A 15,359-nucleotide genomic window follows, 5' to 3' on the forward strand; every position below is an offset into this window, starting at 1 on the left:
TGATGCTGGCCACGCCCCGCTGCCGATCAAGGAGGATCGAGTGCCCGGACCCCTGCCCCAGTGGGCGGCCGCGTTCGCCGCGGCCTGCGCCCTGACCACCGCCTTCGCCGCGCCCGCCGCCGCGGCGGGCGTCGTCGACCACCCCGTCCGCACCACCGGCTGCGGGCGCCCCGCCCCGGTCCCGGCCGGGGTGACGACCACGCAGCACGTCGTGTCCGGCGGCCTCGACCGCACCTACACCGTGCACCTGCCCGCGCACTACAACCCGCGCCGCGCGTACCCCCTGGTCCTCTCCTTCCACGGGCACAAGCGCACCTCCCAGTACCAGGAGGAGCTGTCCGGGTTCTCGGCGCTGGACACGATCTCGGTGTACCCGCAGGGCCTGATCGGCACCGACGGCGAGTCGGCGTGGACCGGCGCGCCCTACTCCGCGGCCGCGGACGACGTCCTGCTCACCAGTGACCTGCTGAACTCGCTGCAGCGCACGCTGTGCGTCGACGACAACCGGATCTTCGCCACCGGCAAGTCCAACGGCGGCGGGTTCGTCGGGGTGCTCGCGTGCCGGCTGGCCGGCCGGATCGCGGCGTTCGCCCCGGTTTCCGGCGCGTTCTACCCGCAGGGCGGCGCCTGCCACCCGAGCCGGGACGTCTCGATCCTCGACTTCCACGGCACCGCCGACACGACCATCCCCTACACCGGCAACCCGGACAAGGGCCTGCCGTCGATCCCGGACTGGCTGGCCGGCTGGTCCACAAGGGACGGTTGCCGCGCCAAGCCCGTGTCGTGGACGCCGGTGCCGGGGGTCGTCGCGCAGAAGTGGCTCGGCTGCGACCACCGCGGCGCCCTCGAGCACTACCGCGTCGAAGGGGCCGGGCACGTCTGGCCGAGCACGAAGCCGAACCTCGACTCGGCCACCCCGACGGTCATCGACGCGACCCCGGTGATCTGGCGGTTCTTCCGGGGCCATTCCCTGCGGTAAACACGATTGACGCGGCTCGCGCCCCTCGGCGACCATGAACCGCACCAGGCAGAAGCCGCCCGTCGGACCGCCGACGGGCGGCTTTCTGCGTCTCCCCACCAAAGGAAGAGGTGCGCCGTGAAGGTTCTCGTCCTCAACGCCGGCTACGAGCCGCTGCAGACCGTGTCCGTCCCGCACGCCATCCGGATGCTCGTGCGCCACGTCGCCGAGATCCACGAGGCCGAAGACGGTCTCGCGTACGGGCTGTTCCCGCGCCCGAAGATCGTCCGGTTGCTGCGGTACGTCGTCATGAAGTGGCGATATACGCAGCCACCGCGCTGGTCCCGGCGCGGGGTCCTGGTCCGGGACGGGCATCGCTGCGCCTACTGCGGGCAGCGCGCGACCACGATCGACCACGTGACGCCGCTGTCCCGCGGCGGCGCCAAGACCAGCTGGCTCAACACGGTCGCCGCGTGCGGCGGCACGCCTCGCAGCTGCAACGCCCGCAAGGCGGACAAGCTGCCGGCCGAGGCCGGGATGAAGCTCCGGTTCACCCCGGCCGTCCCGACGTGGGACCAGCTGCACCGGCCCGGCGCGTGAGCGCGGCCTGCCCGTCGGCGCCCCCGGCGGGCAGGCCGTAGGCTCGAACCGATTGCCACTGGCATCCGTGTGTTCCGGGGAAGGCCGGGAGGTCGTCGTGACCGACGCAGGAGAGCTGATCGCCGGGCGCTACCGGCTGGACGAGCGGATCGGCCAGGGCGCCATGGGCGTCGTCTGGCGGGCCCGCGACGAGCGGCTCGACCGGGTGGTCGCCGTCAAGCAGCTGGGGTACGACCCGGCGATCGGGCAGGCCGCCGGTGAGCAGGCGGCTTCGCGCGCGATGCGCGAGGCCCGGCTCACCGCGCGCCTGCGGCATCCCCACGCCATCACCGTGCACGACGTCGCCGAGCACGGCGGCGAGCCGTACCTGGTCATGGAGTACCTGCCGTCGCGCAGCCTCGCGGAGATCCTGCTCGACCGGGAGAGCCTGCCCGCCGACGAGGTGGCGCGCATCGGCCTGCAGGTGGCTTCGGCGCTGGCCGCGGCGCACGGCGAGGGCATCGTGCACCGGGACGTCACCCCCGCCAACGTGCTCATCGGCGAGTCCGGCGTCGCGAAGATCGCCGACTTCGGGATTTCGCGGGCCACCGGCGAGGGCACGGTGACCGGCGGCGGGTTCATCGCGGGCACCCCCGCCTACCTCTCGCCCGAAGTCGCGAACGGCGCCGACGCGGGCTTCCCGGCCGACGTCTTCTCCCTCGGCGCGACGCTCTACCGCGCGCTGGAGGGCGTGCCGCCGTTCGGGAACGACGACAACGCCATCACGCTGCTGCTGCGCGTCGCCCGGGACGAGGTCACCCCGCCGCGGCACAGCGGGCCGCTCGCGGAGGTGCTCGGACGGCTGCTGCGGCGCGACCCGGCCGAGCGCCCGGTGATGGCCGAGGTGCAGGACCTGTTCGAAGCCGTCACCGGCGGCCGCCCGCTGCCTCCGCCGCGACCTCGGCCGCGAGGGCACCTGGGGACCCGGCTGCTGCGCGTCCACCGCCCGCGCCGCCGGCTCGTCCTGGCGAGCACGGGCGGTGCGGTGCTGCTGGCCCTCGGCGTGGTGATCGGGACGGCGCTGGTGCCGGACCGACCGGCCCCGGCGGCGGCCCCGGTCGCCGCGCCGGTCCCGGCCACGCCCCCGCCCACCACCTCGACGACCCCGGCCGACCTGGGCTGCGCGGCCCGCTACCAGGTGACGAACTCCTGGCCCGGCGGCTACCAGGTCGAGGTGACCGTCCGCAACGACCGCGCGGCCGCGCTGTCCGGCTGGCGCGTCCGCTGGACCCTGCCGGACGGGCACCACATCAGCGGCCTGTGGAACGGCACGTTCACGGTCGACGGCTCGACGGTGACGGTCGACAACGCGGCGTGGAACGCGAAGCTCGACGCGGACGGCTCGACGACGTTCGGGCTGATCGCGCTGACCGGCAACGGCGCCGCCGACGGCCGTCCGGAGCTCACCTGCCGGACGCTCTGAACCGTCCGGACGGCGTCTTCCGGCGGCACTGGGCCGCTGGGATAGTCGTGGTGACGACGGGAGGTCCGGTGAAGCCCATCAGGTCCCGCCGTCGGTCCCTGCGCTTCGACGGGAGCGCGATCACCCTGACCATCGCGACCAAGATCTGGGCGGTGGTCCCGGACGACAAGAAGAACCGATTCCCGCTCGCGAAGATCACCGCCATCCGCCACACCCCCGCCACGGCGTGGAAGCCCGGGAAGATCGAGTTCGTGACGCCGGACGGGCCGGGCGCGGTCGTCGAGAACGTCCCGCTGTTCGCCGACAAGCTGGCCGGCAACACGTTCCAGTACGACTACGGCGACCGCAAGAAGGTCGCGAAGTTCCTGGAAGCCGTCGAGAAGGCGCGGGCCGCCAAGTAACGGCTCACCGTTGCGCGACCCACTCGGCCGCCGACCGCTCCAGCAGGTCGAGCACGGCGCGAATGTCCGGCCGCCGGGCCGTGCCGCTGCGGGTCACCGCGAACACCTTGCGGGTCAACGGTTCCGCGAGCCGGTGCAGGCCGACCCCCAGCGGTCCGGCGGGCAACGCCATTGCCGGCACGAGAGCCACGCCCGCCCCGGCCGCGGCCAAGGCGATCAGCACCGCGAAGTCCGGCGACTCCGCTGCGACCGACGGCACAAAACCCGCCGCCCCGCAGGCCCGCTGGATCATTTCGTGGCACGAGAGGTCGGCCGTGGGCACGAGCCACGGCCGGTCGGCGAAGTCGGCCAGCCGCACCGGCTCGCCGGAGCCCGGCCGATCGGAAGTCGCCAGCAGGACGGGCTCCGAGAGCAGCACCCGGTCCTCGCACCGCGGCGGGACGTCGCGCGGCAGCAGCGAATACCCGTGCACCACCGCGATGTCCGCGTCCTGGGTGCGCAGCGACCGGAAGGCGGTCTCCGGCTCCTGCACGGCCAGGCGCAGGGACACCGCCGCCGGCAGCTCGGCCCACACCCGCGGCAGCAGCTGCCGGGACGCCGAGGCGAACGCCGCGACCCGGACCGTGCCCGTGCCGCCGTTCTCGGCGACCGCCGCCAGCGCCGACTCGGCCGCGGCCAGGTCGTCGAGGATGACCTCCGCGTGGGACACCAGCAACCGCCCGGCCGGGGTGAACGCCAGCGTGCGGCCTTGCTTCTCCAGCAGCGGTGTCCCGGCCTCACGCTCGAGCGCGGCCAGGTGCTGGGAGACGGCGGGGCCGGTCAGGTGCAGCGCCGCGGCCGTGGCGGCCACGGTCCGGTGCTGGGCGAGTCCGTGCAGGATGCGCAGGCGGCGAAGCTCCAACATGAAGTCCGACTTCCTGATTCGGGAAGAAACCGTAACTGGTACTTCAGTATCGCACGGCCGACGATGGACAGCGTGAAACTCGCAGCTCTCGCCGTCACCGTCGTCCTGTGGGCCTCGGCGTTCCCCGCGATCAAGGTCGGCATCGACGGGTACGGCGTCGCGGGCCTGTCGTTCGCCCGGCTCGCGGTCGCGTCGGCCGTCCTGCTGCTCGCCGCGCCGATCCTCAAGGTGCGCGTGCCGCGCAAGGCCGACCTGCCACTGATCGCTGTGTGCGGGCTGGCCGGGATGAGCGCCTACCAGGTCCTGCTCAACTGGGGCGAGGTCCACGTCCCGGCGGGCACCGCGAGCCTGCTCGTCTCGGTGGCGCCGGTGTTCAGCGTCCTGCTCGCCGCGGCGTTCCTGGGCGAACGGCTGACCGTGCGCAAGGTCCTCGGCAGCGCCGTCGCGCTCGGCGGCAGCGCGCTCATCGCGGTGGGCGGCGGCCTGGGCTACTCGGGCGCGGCGTGGGTCGTGCTGGCCGCAGCGGCCGTCCAGGGCGTCTACCACGTCTGCAGCAAGCCGCTGCTCAAGCGCTACACCGGACTCGAAGTCGCGTGTTACGCCATGTGGGCCGGCACGCTCTTCCTCGCCCCGCTCGCCCCGCAGGCGCTGGACGCGGTCGCGACGGCCCCGGCCGCGGCGACCCTGTCGGTCGTGTTCCTCGGGGTGCTCCCCTCGGCTGCCGGGTTCGTCGCCTGGGGGTACGCGGTGGCGCGGCACTCGATCGCCGTCGCGACCGGCGCGCTCTACCTCGTCCCGGCGGTCGCCCTCGCCGTCGCGTTCGGCTGGCTCGGCGAGGTCCCGACCTGGGTGGACGCCGTCGGCGGTGCGCTCAGCATCGCCGGCGTCGTCCTTATCTCCCTCAGCCGCGGACCCGGTCGAACGGCAGCCGCAGCACCTGCCCCGCGGGAACCGGCGCGTTCCGGAGGCGGATCGCGTCGAGCTCCGGCGCCGTGAGCGCCCGGCGGTGGAAGCGGACCTCGTCGAACGAGCCGTTCCACCGGAACGTGTTGTCGAGCCGCTGCCCCAGCTGCAGCTGGAACGACACGGTCTGGCTGACCGACCCGGCGACCGCCGCGCCGGCCGCGGCCTGGACACCGTCGACCCACAGCAGCAGCCTGCCGCCCGTGCGCTCCAGCGCGACGTGGTGCCAGGCCTGGTCGTCGTAGGCCTGCGCCGTCGTGATCAACGCGGTCCCGGCCGCCGTGGTCATCGTGGTGATCAGCCGGTGGTTCGCGGGTTCACCGCGCAGCCACAGCTGCGGCGCCGTGGCGCCCATCCCGCCGAGCCAGAAGAGCACCTGGTTGCCTTTGCTCGCCCCGTACCGGAACCAGCCGGTCCACGTGAGGTCACCGTCGCCGGGCGGCTGCGCCGGGTCGTACGGCACGCGGACGTAGTCGTCGACGTTGCGCCCGACCACGACGACCGGTGGCAGGCCGCCGCCGCGAGCGGTGCGGACGTAGTCCTTGTCCAGCTCTTCGACCATCGACGTCCGGATCACCCGGGTCAGCTGCGCGGCCACCGGCAGCGCCAGCGAGACCGCGGGCAGCGTCAGCGAGTTCAGCCAGCCGCCGAGGGAGTCGGCCGGGCTGACGTAACCGCTGGTCGGGAACATGCCCTGGCCGACGGCCAGCCACTGGACCAGCAGCAACGCCACCCAGAACGCCGGTGCGGCGACCCCGGCCAGGGTGACCACGCGGATCAACCTGTCCGGCCAGCGGTCGCGGAACAGCGCCGACGTCACGCCGAGCACCAGCGCCGTCACCAGGGCGATGACCAGGCCGAGCAGGGTGAGCTGGACGGTCAGCGGCAGCGCGGTCGTGATCGTGTCGCCGACCGGCTGCTTCGTGATCACGCTGGTGCCGAAGTCGCCCTGGACCAGGTGCCAGACGAAGTGGACGTACTGCAGCGGCAGCGGGTCCAGCAGCCCGTTCTCCAGCCGGAACCGCTGCAGCTGCTCGGCGGTGGCGTTCGCGCCGTCGAAGGCGGCCAGCGCCGGGTCGACCGGCGCGAACCGCATCACGATGAACACGAACAGGATCACGCCGAGCAGCAGCGGGATCAGGGCGAGGATGCGGCTGAGCAGCATCCGCACGACGACGGCCACGGGGTTCTCCTCCTAGACCGGCTTGGCCTGGTTCAGGGAGATGCCGGGATACCCCTGGGCGTGCACCCCGGTGATCGCCTTCGGGTCCCACGCGGTGCCGAGCTGGGTGAACACCACCGGGTAGATCACGGCCTGCTCGGAGATCCGGTCGAGCAGCTGCTTGCTCAGCGACGTCCGCTCGGCTTCGTCGGTCTCCGCCGCGGCCTGGTCCTGCAGGGCGAGCAGCGACCGGGCGTCGGCGCCGGTCCACCGGGCGTACTTGGTGGTCAGGATCGACTTGGCGTCGTAGTAGTAGCGGATGAGCAGGTCCGGGTCGTTGCCGAACTGCATCGGATTGTTGGTCGTCGCGACGACCTGGAAGTCGGTGCCCGCGTCCAGCTTGGAGAACAGCGCCTTCGTGTCCTGGGAGTCCAAAGTGGTCTGGACGCCGATCGCGTCCCAGCCCTCCTTGATCACCTTGACGCAGTCGGCGACCAGCGAGGTATTCGTCGTGGACAGCGTCACCTTCAGCCCGGTGGCGCCGGCCTGCGCCAGCAGCTGCCTCGCCTTGTCGGGGTTATAGACGAAGTCCTGCGACGCGGGCTGGGACGACGGGAGCTTCGGGTTGATGAACGACGTGCCGGGCGAGCCGGCGCCCTTCAGGCCGATGTCGATCATCTTGTTCTTGTCGATCGCGTAGTGCAGCGCCTGCCGGACGAGGTTGCTGTCGAACGGCTTGTGCTCGGTGTTGAAGAGCAGGAAGAGGTTGTTGCCGCCGTCGGCGAACTCGACCGTCCGGCCCGCCTTGCGGAGCTGCTCGGCGTTGGCGGCCGGGATGTTCTCGGCGATCTGCGCGTCCGGCGTCGCCCCGGAGATGGCCGCGACGCGCGGGGCCGAGTCCACGATGGACTTTCAGAGCATCTTGTCGTACGCGGCCGGGCGCGGGCCGTTGTAGGCCGCGAACTTTTCGAAGCTGGTGTGGGACAGCGGAGCTTGCTCGACGACCTTGTACGGGCCGGAGCCGACGACCTTGCCGCCCTTGGCGTCGTCCCACTTGCCGTCGTAGACGTGCTTCGGGACGATCTTGCAGCACTGGATGCGCTGCAGCGCGTAGGGGAACGGGAACTTGAGGACGAACTCGACCGACCGGTCGCCGGTCTTGCGGACCTCCTTCAGCCACGTGGAGAAGAAGCTGTGGATCAGCACGTTCTCCTTGTCGTCCAGTGCCCGGGCGTAGGTGAAGACGACGTCGTCCGCGGTCACCGGCTGCCCGTCGTGCCACTGGGCGCCCTCGCGGAGGTCGAACTTCAGGCTGGTGCCGCCCGGGTCGGCGGGCAGCGCCTTCGCCAGGCCCGGGAACGGCGCGCGGGTGATCGGGTCACCCTCCACGAGGGACTCGTAGCAGTGCAGGATCGCGGCCATCGAGAACGCGGACGCGGTCTGCAGCGGGTCCCACGTCTGGTTGTTGCCGTAGCCGATCACCGCCGTCAGCGAGCCGGTCGAGCTGCCGGTCTTGTTGGTGGACGCCGGCCCGCCGCACGCGGCGAGCACGGTCGGGAACGCCAAGGCCGCCCCGGCGAAGGTGGTGTAGCGCAGCAACTGGCGGCGGCTGAGCGACGGGCTCTGGGACATCGGTGTCTCCGGCTGGCCTCGAACGGTAGGACATGGGACGTCCTATGACCGGCGTGAGCCTAGGATGGGTTCGCGTGCCGGTCAACCCTTCTGGACGTATGACGTAGGATGTCCTCTCACGACGCATCCGGGGAGGACAGCAGTGGCCCGTCCGCAGCGCAGCGAAGAGATCACCAAGCGCATCATCGACCTGATCGTCGAGCGGGAGCTCCCGCCGGGCGCGCCCATGCCCACCGAGCTGAGCCTGATGGAGGACATCGGCGTCAGCCGCAACTCGATCCGCGAGGCGATCAAGGCCCTGCAGGCCCTCGGCATCGTCGAGATCCGCCACGGCTACGGCACGTTCGTCGGCTCGGCCGGTTCGGAGTCGCTGCAGACGTGGCTGCTGTTCCGCACCCGCGCGCGCGGCGCGACCGACGTCGGGCGGCTGCGTGACCTCCTGGAGGTGCGGGAGATGCTCGAGACCGAGCTGACCCGCCGCGTGGCCACCGACCACCGGCCCGGGCTCGTCGAGGACCTGCAGGCCTGCGTCACGCGGATGAAGCGCAAGGGCCCCGACGCCGCGGAGGCCGACCGCGAGTTCCACGACCTCATCTGCGCCGAGGCCGGGTTCGACCTCGCCCGCGAGCTCACCGGGCTGTTCTGGGACGTCTACCGGATCGCCGAAAGCGAGCTCGGTGGCCCGGCGTCGTCGGCGACGGCCACCGCGAAACGCCACCAGGCGATCGTCGACGCCCTGGTGCTGCGTGACGCCGACGCGGCCGCCGAAGCCGTGCACCGGCACTTCGACGAGGTGCGCAAGCGCGCGAAAGCCGGTCCGTACAGCGGTTTCGGCGTCGCGCGGCCGGTGCCCGCGGCGCATTCCTGACTCTGGGTCGTTGACCCGATCGAGGTAACTTCCGCAAGATCGAGAACCGGGCTCAACGGGTTCGGCGTCTGGCTCGTCGGTAGTGGTGATCTACCACCACACGGAGGTGCCAGTGCGAAGAACACTTTCGGTGCTCGCGGTCCTGCTCGCCGGTGCGGCGGGGCTGACCGGGCTCGCCCCGCCGGCCGCGGTCGCCGCGACCAGCGCCGTTCTGCCCACCGGGGAGCGGATTGCCGTCCGGACCAGCACGGACGACCGGTTCCACTACGAAGTCGAGCCGGCCGCCGGGAAGGGCATGGCACGGGCGCTCGTGCACCTGCGGCTGGGCGAGCGCGACTACGAGGTACCCGGCACCGCGCTCCCCTACCTGGGGCGCGGGCTGGACCTGAGCCTGTTCGACGTCCAGGCGCTGCTGGCCGGCGCTTCGGCGCCGGTCGACCCGTCGACGTTCGGCGCGGCGCTGGCCAAGCAGTTCAAGGAAGACAACGCGAAGGGCTGCTTCGGGGGCCAGGGGCTCTTCGCCGGGGGTAAAAGCTTCGCGCTCTCGGGGGCACCGCAGCGGCGGGCCGTGCGGCCCCGCTCGGTGATGCGCACGGTGTCGGTCGACGCCAAGGACATCGCGGGCAAGCCCGCCGACACCGGCGTCGCCTTCCTCTACAACACCGACGACGGGAACCTGCTCGACCCGAACGAGAGTCTCAACTACTTCTCGGGCGGCACGGCGAAGTTCAGCGCGCCGGAGGGGAACTACAGCGCGCTCGGGCTCTTCTGGACCGCCGACGCCGACGGCAACCCGACCGAGGTGCGCTTCAGCGCGCAGCCGGAGTTCGCGGTGAAGGCGGACAAGACGGTCCGGGTGGACGCTTCCCGTGCTACCAGCAAGCTGACCTGGGTGACCCCGCGACCGGCACTGCTGGACGACACCGGGTTCTTCTTCCGCCGGGCGGCGAAGACGGGGCCGGCGCTGGCCGTCGACTTCGACGCCGGTCCGGGGGTGCCGATCGCGGTGTCGCCGTCGCCGGTCCCGGTGCGCACCGGGGCGTTGCAGACGTACCCGTACAGCAGGCTCGTGTCCCCGCCGGGGCCGGGCACGCCGTACGAATACGTGCTGCAGAAGGCGAGCGTGGGCACGATTCCGCAGCAGCGATACGTGATCACGGCGCAGGACGTCGCCGCGGTGAACGCGACGTACTTCAGCGAGTTCGCCACGCTCGGCCGTCGCCAGCGCAGCGGGATGTTCGCCTTCGAAGACAGCAGCGGCCGGGGGTCGCACCTGATCGAGACACCCCGGAAGCAGACCGAGTACGTCTCCGCCGCGCCGGACCTGCGCTGGTTCGGCGGGTTCTCGAAGTACATCGTGCCCGCGCCGTTCCCGGCCTGGGCCGGCGGGCAGTACGAGCCGTTCCACGCCTACACCGGCGGCACCACGGTCACCGAGGACTGGAACAGGTTCCCGCTGCACCCGGCGGGTGACGTCGCGCTGCTGCCGCTGTCCGACGGCAGCGCGCCGGTGATCCCGGCCGCGACCCGCGCCGGCGACCTGCTGCGGGTGTCGATCACGCCGTTCAGCGACAACCAGCCCGGGCACACCGGGTTCGGCTTCTCCGGCGAGCCGACGGACACGATGACCGGGCACTACACGCTGACCCGGGACGGCGAGACGATCGCCGAGGGCAGCCCGGTGGGCGCGCCCGAACTTTCGCTGGCGCAGGAGGTCGCGGCCGGGCCGTCGACACTGGGGCTCACGGTCGACGCGGGCCGCACCGGCCCGATGTACCACCAGAGCACGGCCACCCACACCGCGTGGACGTGGAAGTCGCAGCACACCGAGGGCACGCTCCCGCCGGCCCTGTCCTGCGCGCGCGGCTCGGACCGGGCGTGCACGGTCGAACCCCTGCTGACACTGGGGTACGCCGTCGCCGGGCTGCGGCCGGACGGCTCGACGGTCTCCGGGCCGCAGGGCCTCGACCTGACGGTCGGGCACCTGCAGCAGAGCACGGGTTCCCCGGTGACCGCCGCGACGGTGCAGTACTCGACCGACGGCACGACCTGGCGGGAAGCGACCGTCACCGCTCGCGGTGGCGGCGTCTTCCACGCGGACTTCACCGCGACCACGGAGGCGTTCCGCGGCGGGGACGTCTCCCTGCGCGTCACGGCTTCCGACGCCGCGGGGGCGACCATCGCCGAGTCGATCACCGCCGCCTACCACGTCTACACGTCCTGAGGGGAGTGTCCACTGTGCACAGATCGATTATCGGCGCCCTGAGCGCCGCCGTGGTCGCCGTCGGCGTGTTCGCGCCTGTCGCGTCGGCCGCTCCGGCGCCGCGCACCGCGTGTCCCGAGCGGCCCGGGGTGCTCCGTTGCCTGACCACGTACACACCGGGTTCGGTGCGCGGCCTCGCCGACGGTCCGGCCGGCTGGGGTGCCGACGACCTGGCGTCGGCGTACCGGCTGCCGTCCGACCCGGGGCCGGGCGCCGTCGTCGGCATCTCGATCGCCTACGACGCGCCGAACCTGGAAGCGGACCTGACCGCGTACCGGGCGCAGTACGGGCTGCCGCCGTGCACAACGGCGAACGGCTGCTTCACGAAGGTCAACCAGCAGGGCGCCGCGGCTCCCCTGCCGCCGGCCGACTTCGGCTGGGCCATCGAGTCCACTTTGGACGTCTCGATGGTGTCGGCGGCGTGCCCGTCGTGCCGCATCGTGGTCGTCGAGGGCAACACACCCGGGTTCGCCGACCTGGCGGAGACGGAGGACACCGCGGTCCGGCTGGGCGCGAAGGTGGTGTCGAACAGCTATGGTGCGCGGGAAAGCGGTGCGCCGCTGGCGTACGCGAGCCACTACCGGCACCCGGGGGTCACCGTGGTCGCCTCCTCCGGCGACTTCGGGTTCACGTCGGCGAGCTACCCGGCGGTGCTGGCGTCGACGGTCGCGGTCGGCGGGACGACGCTCGCCCGCGACCCGGACTCCGCGCGCGGCTGGGCGGAGTCGGCGTGGGAGTACGGCGGCAGCGGCTGCTCGGCCTACATCGCCAAACCGAAGTGGCAGAAGGACACCCACTGCGGCAAGCGGACGGTCGCGGACGTGGCGGCGGCCGCGGACGGCATCGCGATCTTCAACGCCGACGCGGGCGGCTGGCTCCCGGTGAACGGCACAAGCGCGTCGGCGCCGTTCGTCGCCGGGCTGTACGGCCGCTCGGGCCGCGCGGGAGCGGCGGGCCCGGCGGACCTGTACGCGCACGCGTCCCAGTTCGTGGACATCACCACGGGCCACAACGACCCGACGGGAGCGGGCAAGAAATGCGGCGGCGATTATCTGTGCGTGGCCGGCCCGGGTTATGACGCGCCAACGGGCGTCGGCGTGCCGAACGGCCTGACCGGCTTCTGACCGGCTTCTGACCGGAGCCGCTCCGCCGGGGATGCGCCCGGCGGAGCGGCTTTGCCAGAATCGAGGGGTGCCGAAGATCGAGATCCGCCCGGCAGGCGCCGACGAGTTCGAAGCGGTCGCGCGCCTGCGCTGGCGCTGGGTGGCCGAGCAGGACGGCCTGACGGACGCGGGCAGAGAGGAGTTCGTACGCGAATTCGCGGCGTGGGCCAGGGAGAACACGCCGACGCACCGGTGCCTGGTCCTGATTCGCGACGGCGAGGTGACGGGAATGGCGTTCCTCGCGATCACGGCAAGGGTGCCAACGCCCCGCGAGTTCACCCGCGCCGCGGGCGATGTGCAGTGCATGTACGTGGCACCGGAAGCCCGCGCCAACGGCTTCGGCGGCCGGCTGATCGAGGCGGTGCTGCAGTTGGCGGCGGAGCTGGGCCTGGAGCGCGTGACGGTGCATTCCTCGGGGAGGGCGGTGCCGGCGTATGAGCGCCACGGGTTCGCGGTATCGGCCAAGCTGCTGCAGACAGAGCCCGGCTGAGCAAGCCTTCGCGGCAAGTGCTGCCGACCGGAGCCGCCTGCTCGGTGAAGACGGCGCACCCCGGAACCCAGCCGAACGCGCCGACACGACCGCCGCCCTCACCCGAGCAGCGCAGGCGCACCACGCCAGCGAACGCGCGCCAACCCGCACCCGCCGACCAATCGTGTCCCCGCAGGAGCCCCAAACCACCTCACCCTGGACGACACAAACCTCGCTCATACGCCAGCAACCCGGCCTCCGTGCGATGCGCGCACCCCAGCTTCCGCACCACCTGCGCCACACACCCGCGCACCACCGGCTCCGCCAACCCCAGCCGCTCGGCGATCTCCGCGTTGGTCAGCGCCGACCCGATTCCGACCAGCACCTCCCTCTCGCGCTCCGTCAGCCGGTCCACCTGAGCCAGCCGCTCGTCCCGGGGCCCCGACAACCGGGTTGCCGCCGAGACCAGGCGCCGCGAGGCGTCCGGGGAAAGCACCACGTGCCCGTCCGCCGCCAAGCGGACCACCTTGATCACCTCGTTCCGCCGAGCCGACCGCAGCAGGAAACCCGCCGCGCCGTCACGCAGCGCGCGCAGGATTCCCGTCTCGGAATCGAACGTCGCCAGCACCACCACCGCCGGGCGGCGGGTGACCGGGCCCAGCGGGCCGAGGCGCGGGTCCAGCAGCACCACGTCGGGCAACCTCCGGCGGAGCGTGACCCGGGCCGCCGTCGCGTCGGTCACCGCGCCGACCACCTCGATGCCGTCCGCTTCCGCGAGGATCGCGCTCAGGCGGTCCCGCACGCCGGCGTCGCGTTCGGCCACCAGGACCCGGACCGGCGGCGGTGGGAGCACCGGTCAGTCCTTGGGCCGCAGGCGGATCAACGGCAGGTCGGCGCGCGACGCCCCGACCAGGTCGCGGCCGCCCGGGCCCCGCAGGCGCAGCTCGCGGAACCGCACCGAAGACAGCTGCGCGGCCTCGATCGGGTAGACGTCGCCGTAGCGCTTGATCTTGTCGACCAGCTCCTTGCCCAGCAGCTCCACGAGCCCGGCGTGCCGGGTGGCGCCGCCGCCCAGCGGGACGTCCAGCTGCTTGCGCACCTCCGGGAACCGCTGGTCCAGCTCGACGGCCAGCTGGTGGATCGTGACGTACGCGGGCCCGAAGTCCCCCGCGTCCGGACCCGGCGGGATCTCCTGCAGCACCTTGACGAGCTTGTCGTCCATCCCGAGCTTGTCCCACAGGGTCATGCTGTCCCGTTCTCCTCTGCCGCCGCCGCAGGTCTACCAGAGGACCGGCACGCGGTCCACTCCCCCGGTGACACGGTTCGCCCGCACCTCCAGTTCATCCACCGACGCGGCCAGCCGCAGCCCCGGGAACCGACGGAACAGCGACCCGAACACCACCCGCAGCTCGGTGCGCGCCAGGCTCGCGCCGATGCAGAACCAGCCGCCGTGAGCGAAGGCGACGTGCGCGTTCGGCTTCCGGTCCGGGTCGAACGACTCGGGGTCGTCGAACACCGCCGAGTCGCGGTTGGCGGCGGCCAGCGACAGGACCACAGCGTCTCCGCGGGCGACCGTCACCCCGCCGAGCTCGACGTCGTCGTGTGCGTACCGCAGCACCCCGAGACCGCCGGGCGCGGACATCCGCAGGATCTCTTCGACGACGCCGTGCACCCGGCCGTCGGGGTCGGCGGCGAGCGCGTCGCGCCGGGCGAGGTCGGTCAGCAGGTACAGCACGCCGAGGTCGATGCGGTTGGACGTCGTTTCGTGCCCGGCGAACAGCAGGCCCGCGGCCAGCTTCGCGAGGTCGTCGTCGGTGAACGCCGGGTCCTCGGCCTGGGCCCGCACCATGTCGGAGACGACGTCCTGCCCGGGCTCGCGCCGCTTGGCCGCGGCGAGCCGGCCCATGTAGGCCGCGAACTCCTGGAGCGCGGCCTCGGCGCCGTCGCCGATGTCCATCCGGCCCATCCTGTCCGACAGCACGCGGAACGTGTCCCGATCCTCGTACGGGACGCCGAGCAGCTCGCAGATCACCAGCACCGGCAACGGGAACGAGAGGTGCTCGTGCAGGTCGACCGGCTCGCCGTCACCCCGGGCCCGCTCCATCGAGTCGAAACAGCCGTCGGCGAGCTCCTGGACGTGCCCGGCGAGCCGGCGGATCCGGTTGGCCGAGAACGCGGGCACGAGCATCCGCCGCATCCGCGCGTGCTCGACGTGCTCGGTCTCGTGGTCACCCTGCGGCCGGCTGAGGATCGCCGCGGACGACAGCGCCGACGCCTCCTCAGGCGCCGGGTGCGAGCGGCCGAACCGCGGGTCGGTGAAGACGGCGCGCACCTGCTCGAACCCGGTGACCAGCCAGGCCGGGTCGCCCGCCGGAGTGGTCACCGGCACCACCGGGCCCTCCCGGCGCAGCACCCCGAACAGCGGGGCGATCTCCAGGACGTTCGGCCGCGCGAAGGGCAGGCGCGGGGTGTCCGTGGTCGCGGTCATGGGTCTCCTCCCGGGCGCGCGGCCGG

14 protein-coding genes and 1 pseudogene are annotated in these 15,359 nt (G+C 72.5%); 9 read left to right on the forward strand and 6 right to left on the reverse strand.

Annotated features, from left to right (window positions below; translation table 11 throughout):
* Positions 1 to 40: 40 nt before the first annotated feature.
* The 4 genes from ACZ61C_RS43955 to ACZ61C_RS43970 all read left to right on the forward strand — a co-directional run bounded on the left by ACZ61C_RS43955 (position 41) and on the right by ACZ61C_RS43970 (position 3,421).
* Positions 41 to 979 (forward strand): CE1 family esterase, encoded by a 939-nt coding sequence (locus ACZ61C_RS43955; RefSeq protein WP_465313906.1) that lies wholly within the window; start codon positions 41 to 43, stop codon positions 977 to 979.
* A 117-nt stretch (positions 980 to 1,096) separates the two neighbouring features.
* Positions 1,097 to 1,558 (forward strand): HNH endonuclease, encoded by a 462-nt coding sequence (locus ACZ61C_RS43960; RefSeq protein WP_465313907.1) that lies wholly within the window; start codon positions 1,097 to 1,099, stop codon positions 1,556 to 1,558.
* Positions 1,559 to 1,655: 97 nt separating this feature from the next.
* Entirely contained in the window at positions 1,656 to 3,020 is a 1,365-nt protein-coding gene (locus ACZ61C_RS43965) for a protein kinase domain-containing protein (RefSeq protein ID WP_465313908.1), read from the forward strand.
* A gap of 68 nt (positions 3,021 to 3,088) precedes the next feature.
* Positions 3,089 to 3,421 carry a hypothetical protein gene (locus tag ACZ61C_RS43970; RefSeq protein ID WP_465313909.1) on the forward strand — a complete coding sequence of 111 codons (333 nt, stop codon included), beginning with the start codon at positions 3,089 to 3,091 and terminating at the stop codon, positions 3,419 to 3,421.
* A 4-nt stretch (positions 3,422 to 3,425) separates the two neighbouring features.
* On the opposite strand, the gene ACZ61C_RS43975 is transcribed toward ACZ61C_RS43970, so the two are convergent.
* Positions 3,426 to 4,325, reverse strand: coding sequence for a LysR family transcriptional regulator (locus ACZ61C_RS43975; protein WP_465313910.1), 900 nt, complete (start codon positions 4,323 to 4,325; stop codon positions 3,426 to 3,428).
* 72 nt (positions 4,326 to 4,397) lie between these two features.
* Here ACZ61C_RS43975 and ACZ61C_RS43980 point away from each other — a divergent pair, with 72 nt between their 5' ends.
* Positions 4,398 to 5,321 (forward strand): DMT family transporter, encoded by a 924-nt coding sequence (locus ACZ61C_RS43980; RefSeq protein WP_465313911.1) that lies wholly within the window; start codon positions 4,398 to 4,400, stop codon positions 5,319 to 5,321.
* Here ACZ61C_RS43980 and ACZ61C_RS43985 read toward each other — a convergent pair.
* On the reverse strand, positions 5,227 to 6,471 hold the full coding sequence (locus ACZ61C_RS43985; protein ID WP_465313912.1) for a LamG-like jellyroll fold domain-containing protein: 1,245 nt from the start codon (positions 6,469 to 6,471) through the stop codon (positions 5,227 to 5,229). The two genes, ACZ61C_RS43980 and ACZ61C_RS43985, sit on opposite strands and share 95 nt — an antisense overlap.
* 12 nt (positions 6,472 to 6,483) lie before the next feature.
* Positions 6,484 to 8,082: pseudogene (locus tag ACZ61C_RS43990) on the reverse strand (ABC transporter substrate-binding protein).
* 142 nt (positions 8,083 to 8,224) lie between these two features.
* Between ACZ61C_RS43990 and ACZ61C_RS43995 the strand changes: the two are divergent.
* The 4 genes from ACZ61C_RS43995 to ACZ61C_RS44010 all read left to right on the forward strand — a co-directional run bounded on the left by ACZ61C_RS43995 (position 8,225) and on the right by ACZ61C_RS44010 (position 12,866).
* Positions 8,225 to 8,950 carry a FadR/GntR family transcriptional regulator gene (locus ACZ61C_RS43995; RefSeq protein WP_465313913.1) on the forward strand — a complete coding sequence of 242 codons (726 nt, stop codon included), beginning with the start codon at positions 8,225 to 8,227 and terminating at the stop codon, positions 8,948 to 8,950.
* Positions 8,951 to 9,062: 112 nt separating this feature from the next.
* On the forward strand, positions 9,063 to 11,174 hold the full coding sequence (locus tag ACZ61C_RS44000; RefSeq protein ID WP_465313914.1) for a hypothetical protein: 2,112 nt from the start codon (positions 9,063 to 9,065) through the stop codon (positions 11,172 to 11,174).
* A gap of 14 nt (positions 11,175 to 11,188) precedes the next feature.
* On the forward strand, positions 11,189 to 12,337 hold the full coding sequence (locus tag ACZ61C_RS44005; protein WP_465313915.1) for a S53 family peptidase: 1,149 nt from the start codon (positions 11,189 to 11,191) through the stop codon (positions 12,335 to 12,337).
* Between the two features lie 67 nt (positions 12,338 to 12,404).
* On the forward strand, positions 12,405 to 12,866 hold the full coding sequence (locus tag ACZ61C_RS44010) for a GNAT family N-acetyltransferase (protein ID WP_465313916.1): 462 nt from the start codon (positions 12,405 to 12,407) through the stop codon (positions 12,864 to 12,866).
* 190 nt (positions 12,867 to 13,056) lie between these two features.
* Here ACZ61C_RS44010 and ACZ61C_RS44015 read toward each other — a convergent pair whose 3' ends face one another.
* From ACZ61C_RS44015 to ACZ61C_RS44025, 3 genes are read right to left on the reverse strand one after another with little or no spacing between them, the layout of a single operon-like run.
* A complete protein-coding gene (locus ACZ61C_RS44015) occupies positions 13,057 to 13,698 on the reverse strand; it encodes a response regulator transcription factor (RefSeq protein WP_465313917.1) in 642 nt (213 codons plus the stop codon).
* Positions 13,699 to 13,701: 3 nt separating this feature from the next.
* Positions 13,702 to 14,091: a hypothetical protein gene (locus ACZ61C_RS44020; RefSeq protein ID WP_395922494.1), complete on the reverse strand. Its 390-nt coding sequence runs from the start codon at positions 14,089 to 14,091 to the stop codon at positions 13,702 to 13,704.
* Positions 14,092 to 14,124: 33 nt separating this feature from the next.
* A complete protein-coding gene (locus tag ACZ61C_RS44025; protein ID WP_465313918.1) occupies positions 14,125 to 15,333 on the reverse strand; it encodes a cytochrome P450 in 1,209 nt (402 codons plus the stop codon).
* Positions 15,334 to 15,359: the final 26 nt, after the last annotated feature.

The organism is Amycolatopsis sp. NPDC104587 (assembly GCF_055583645.1).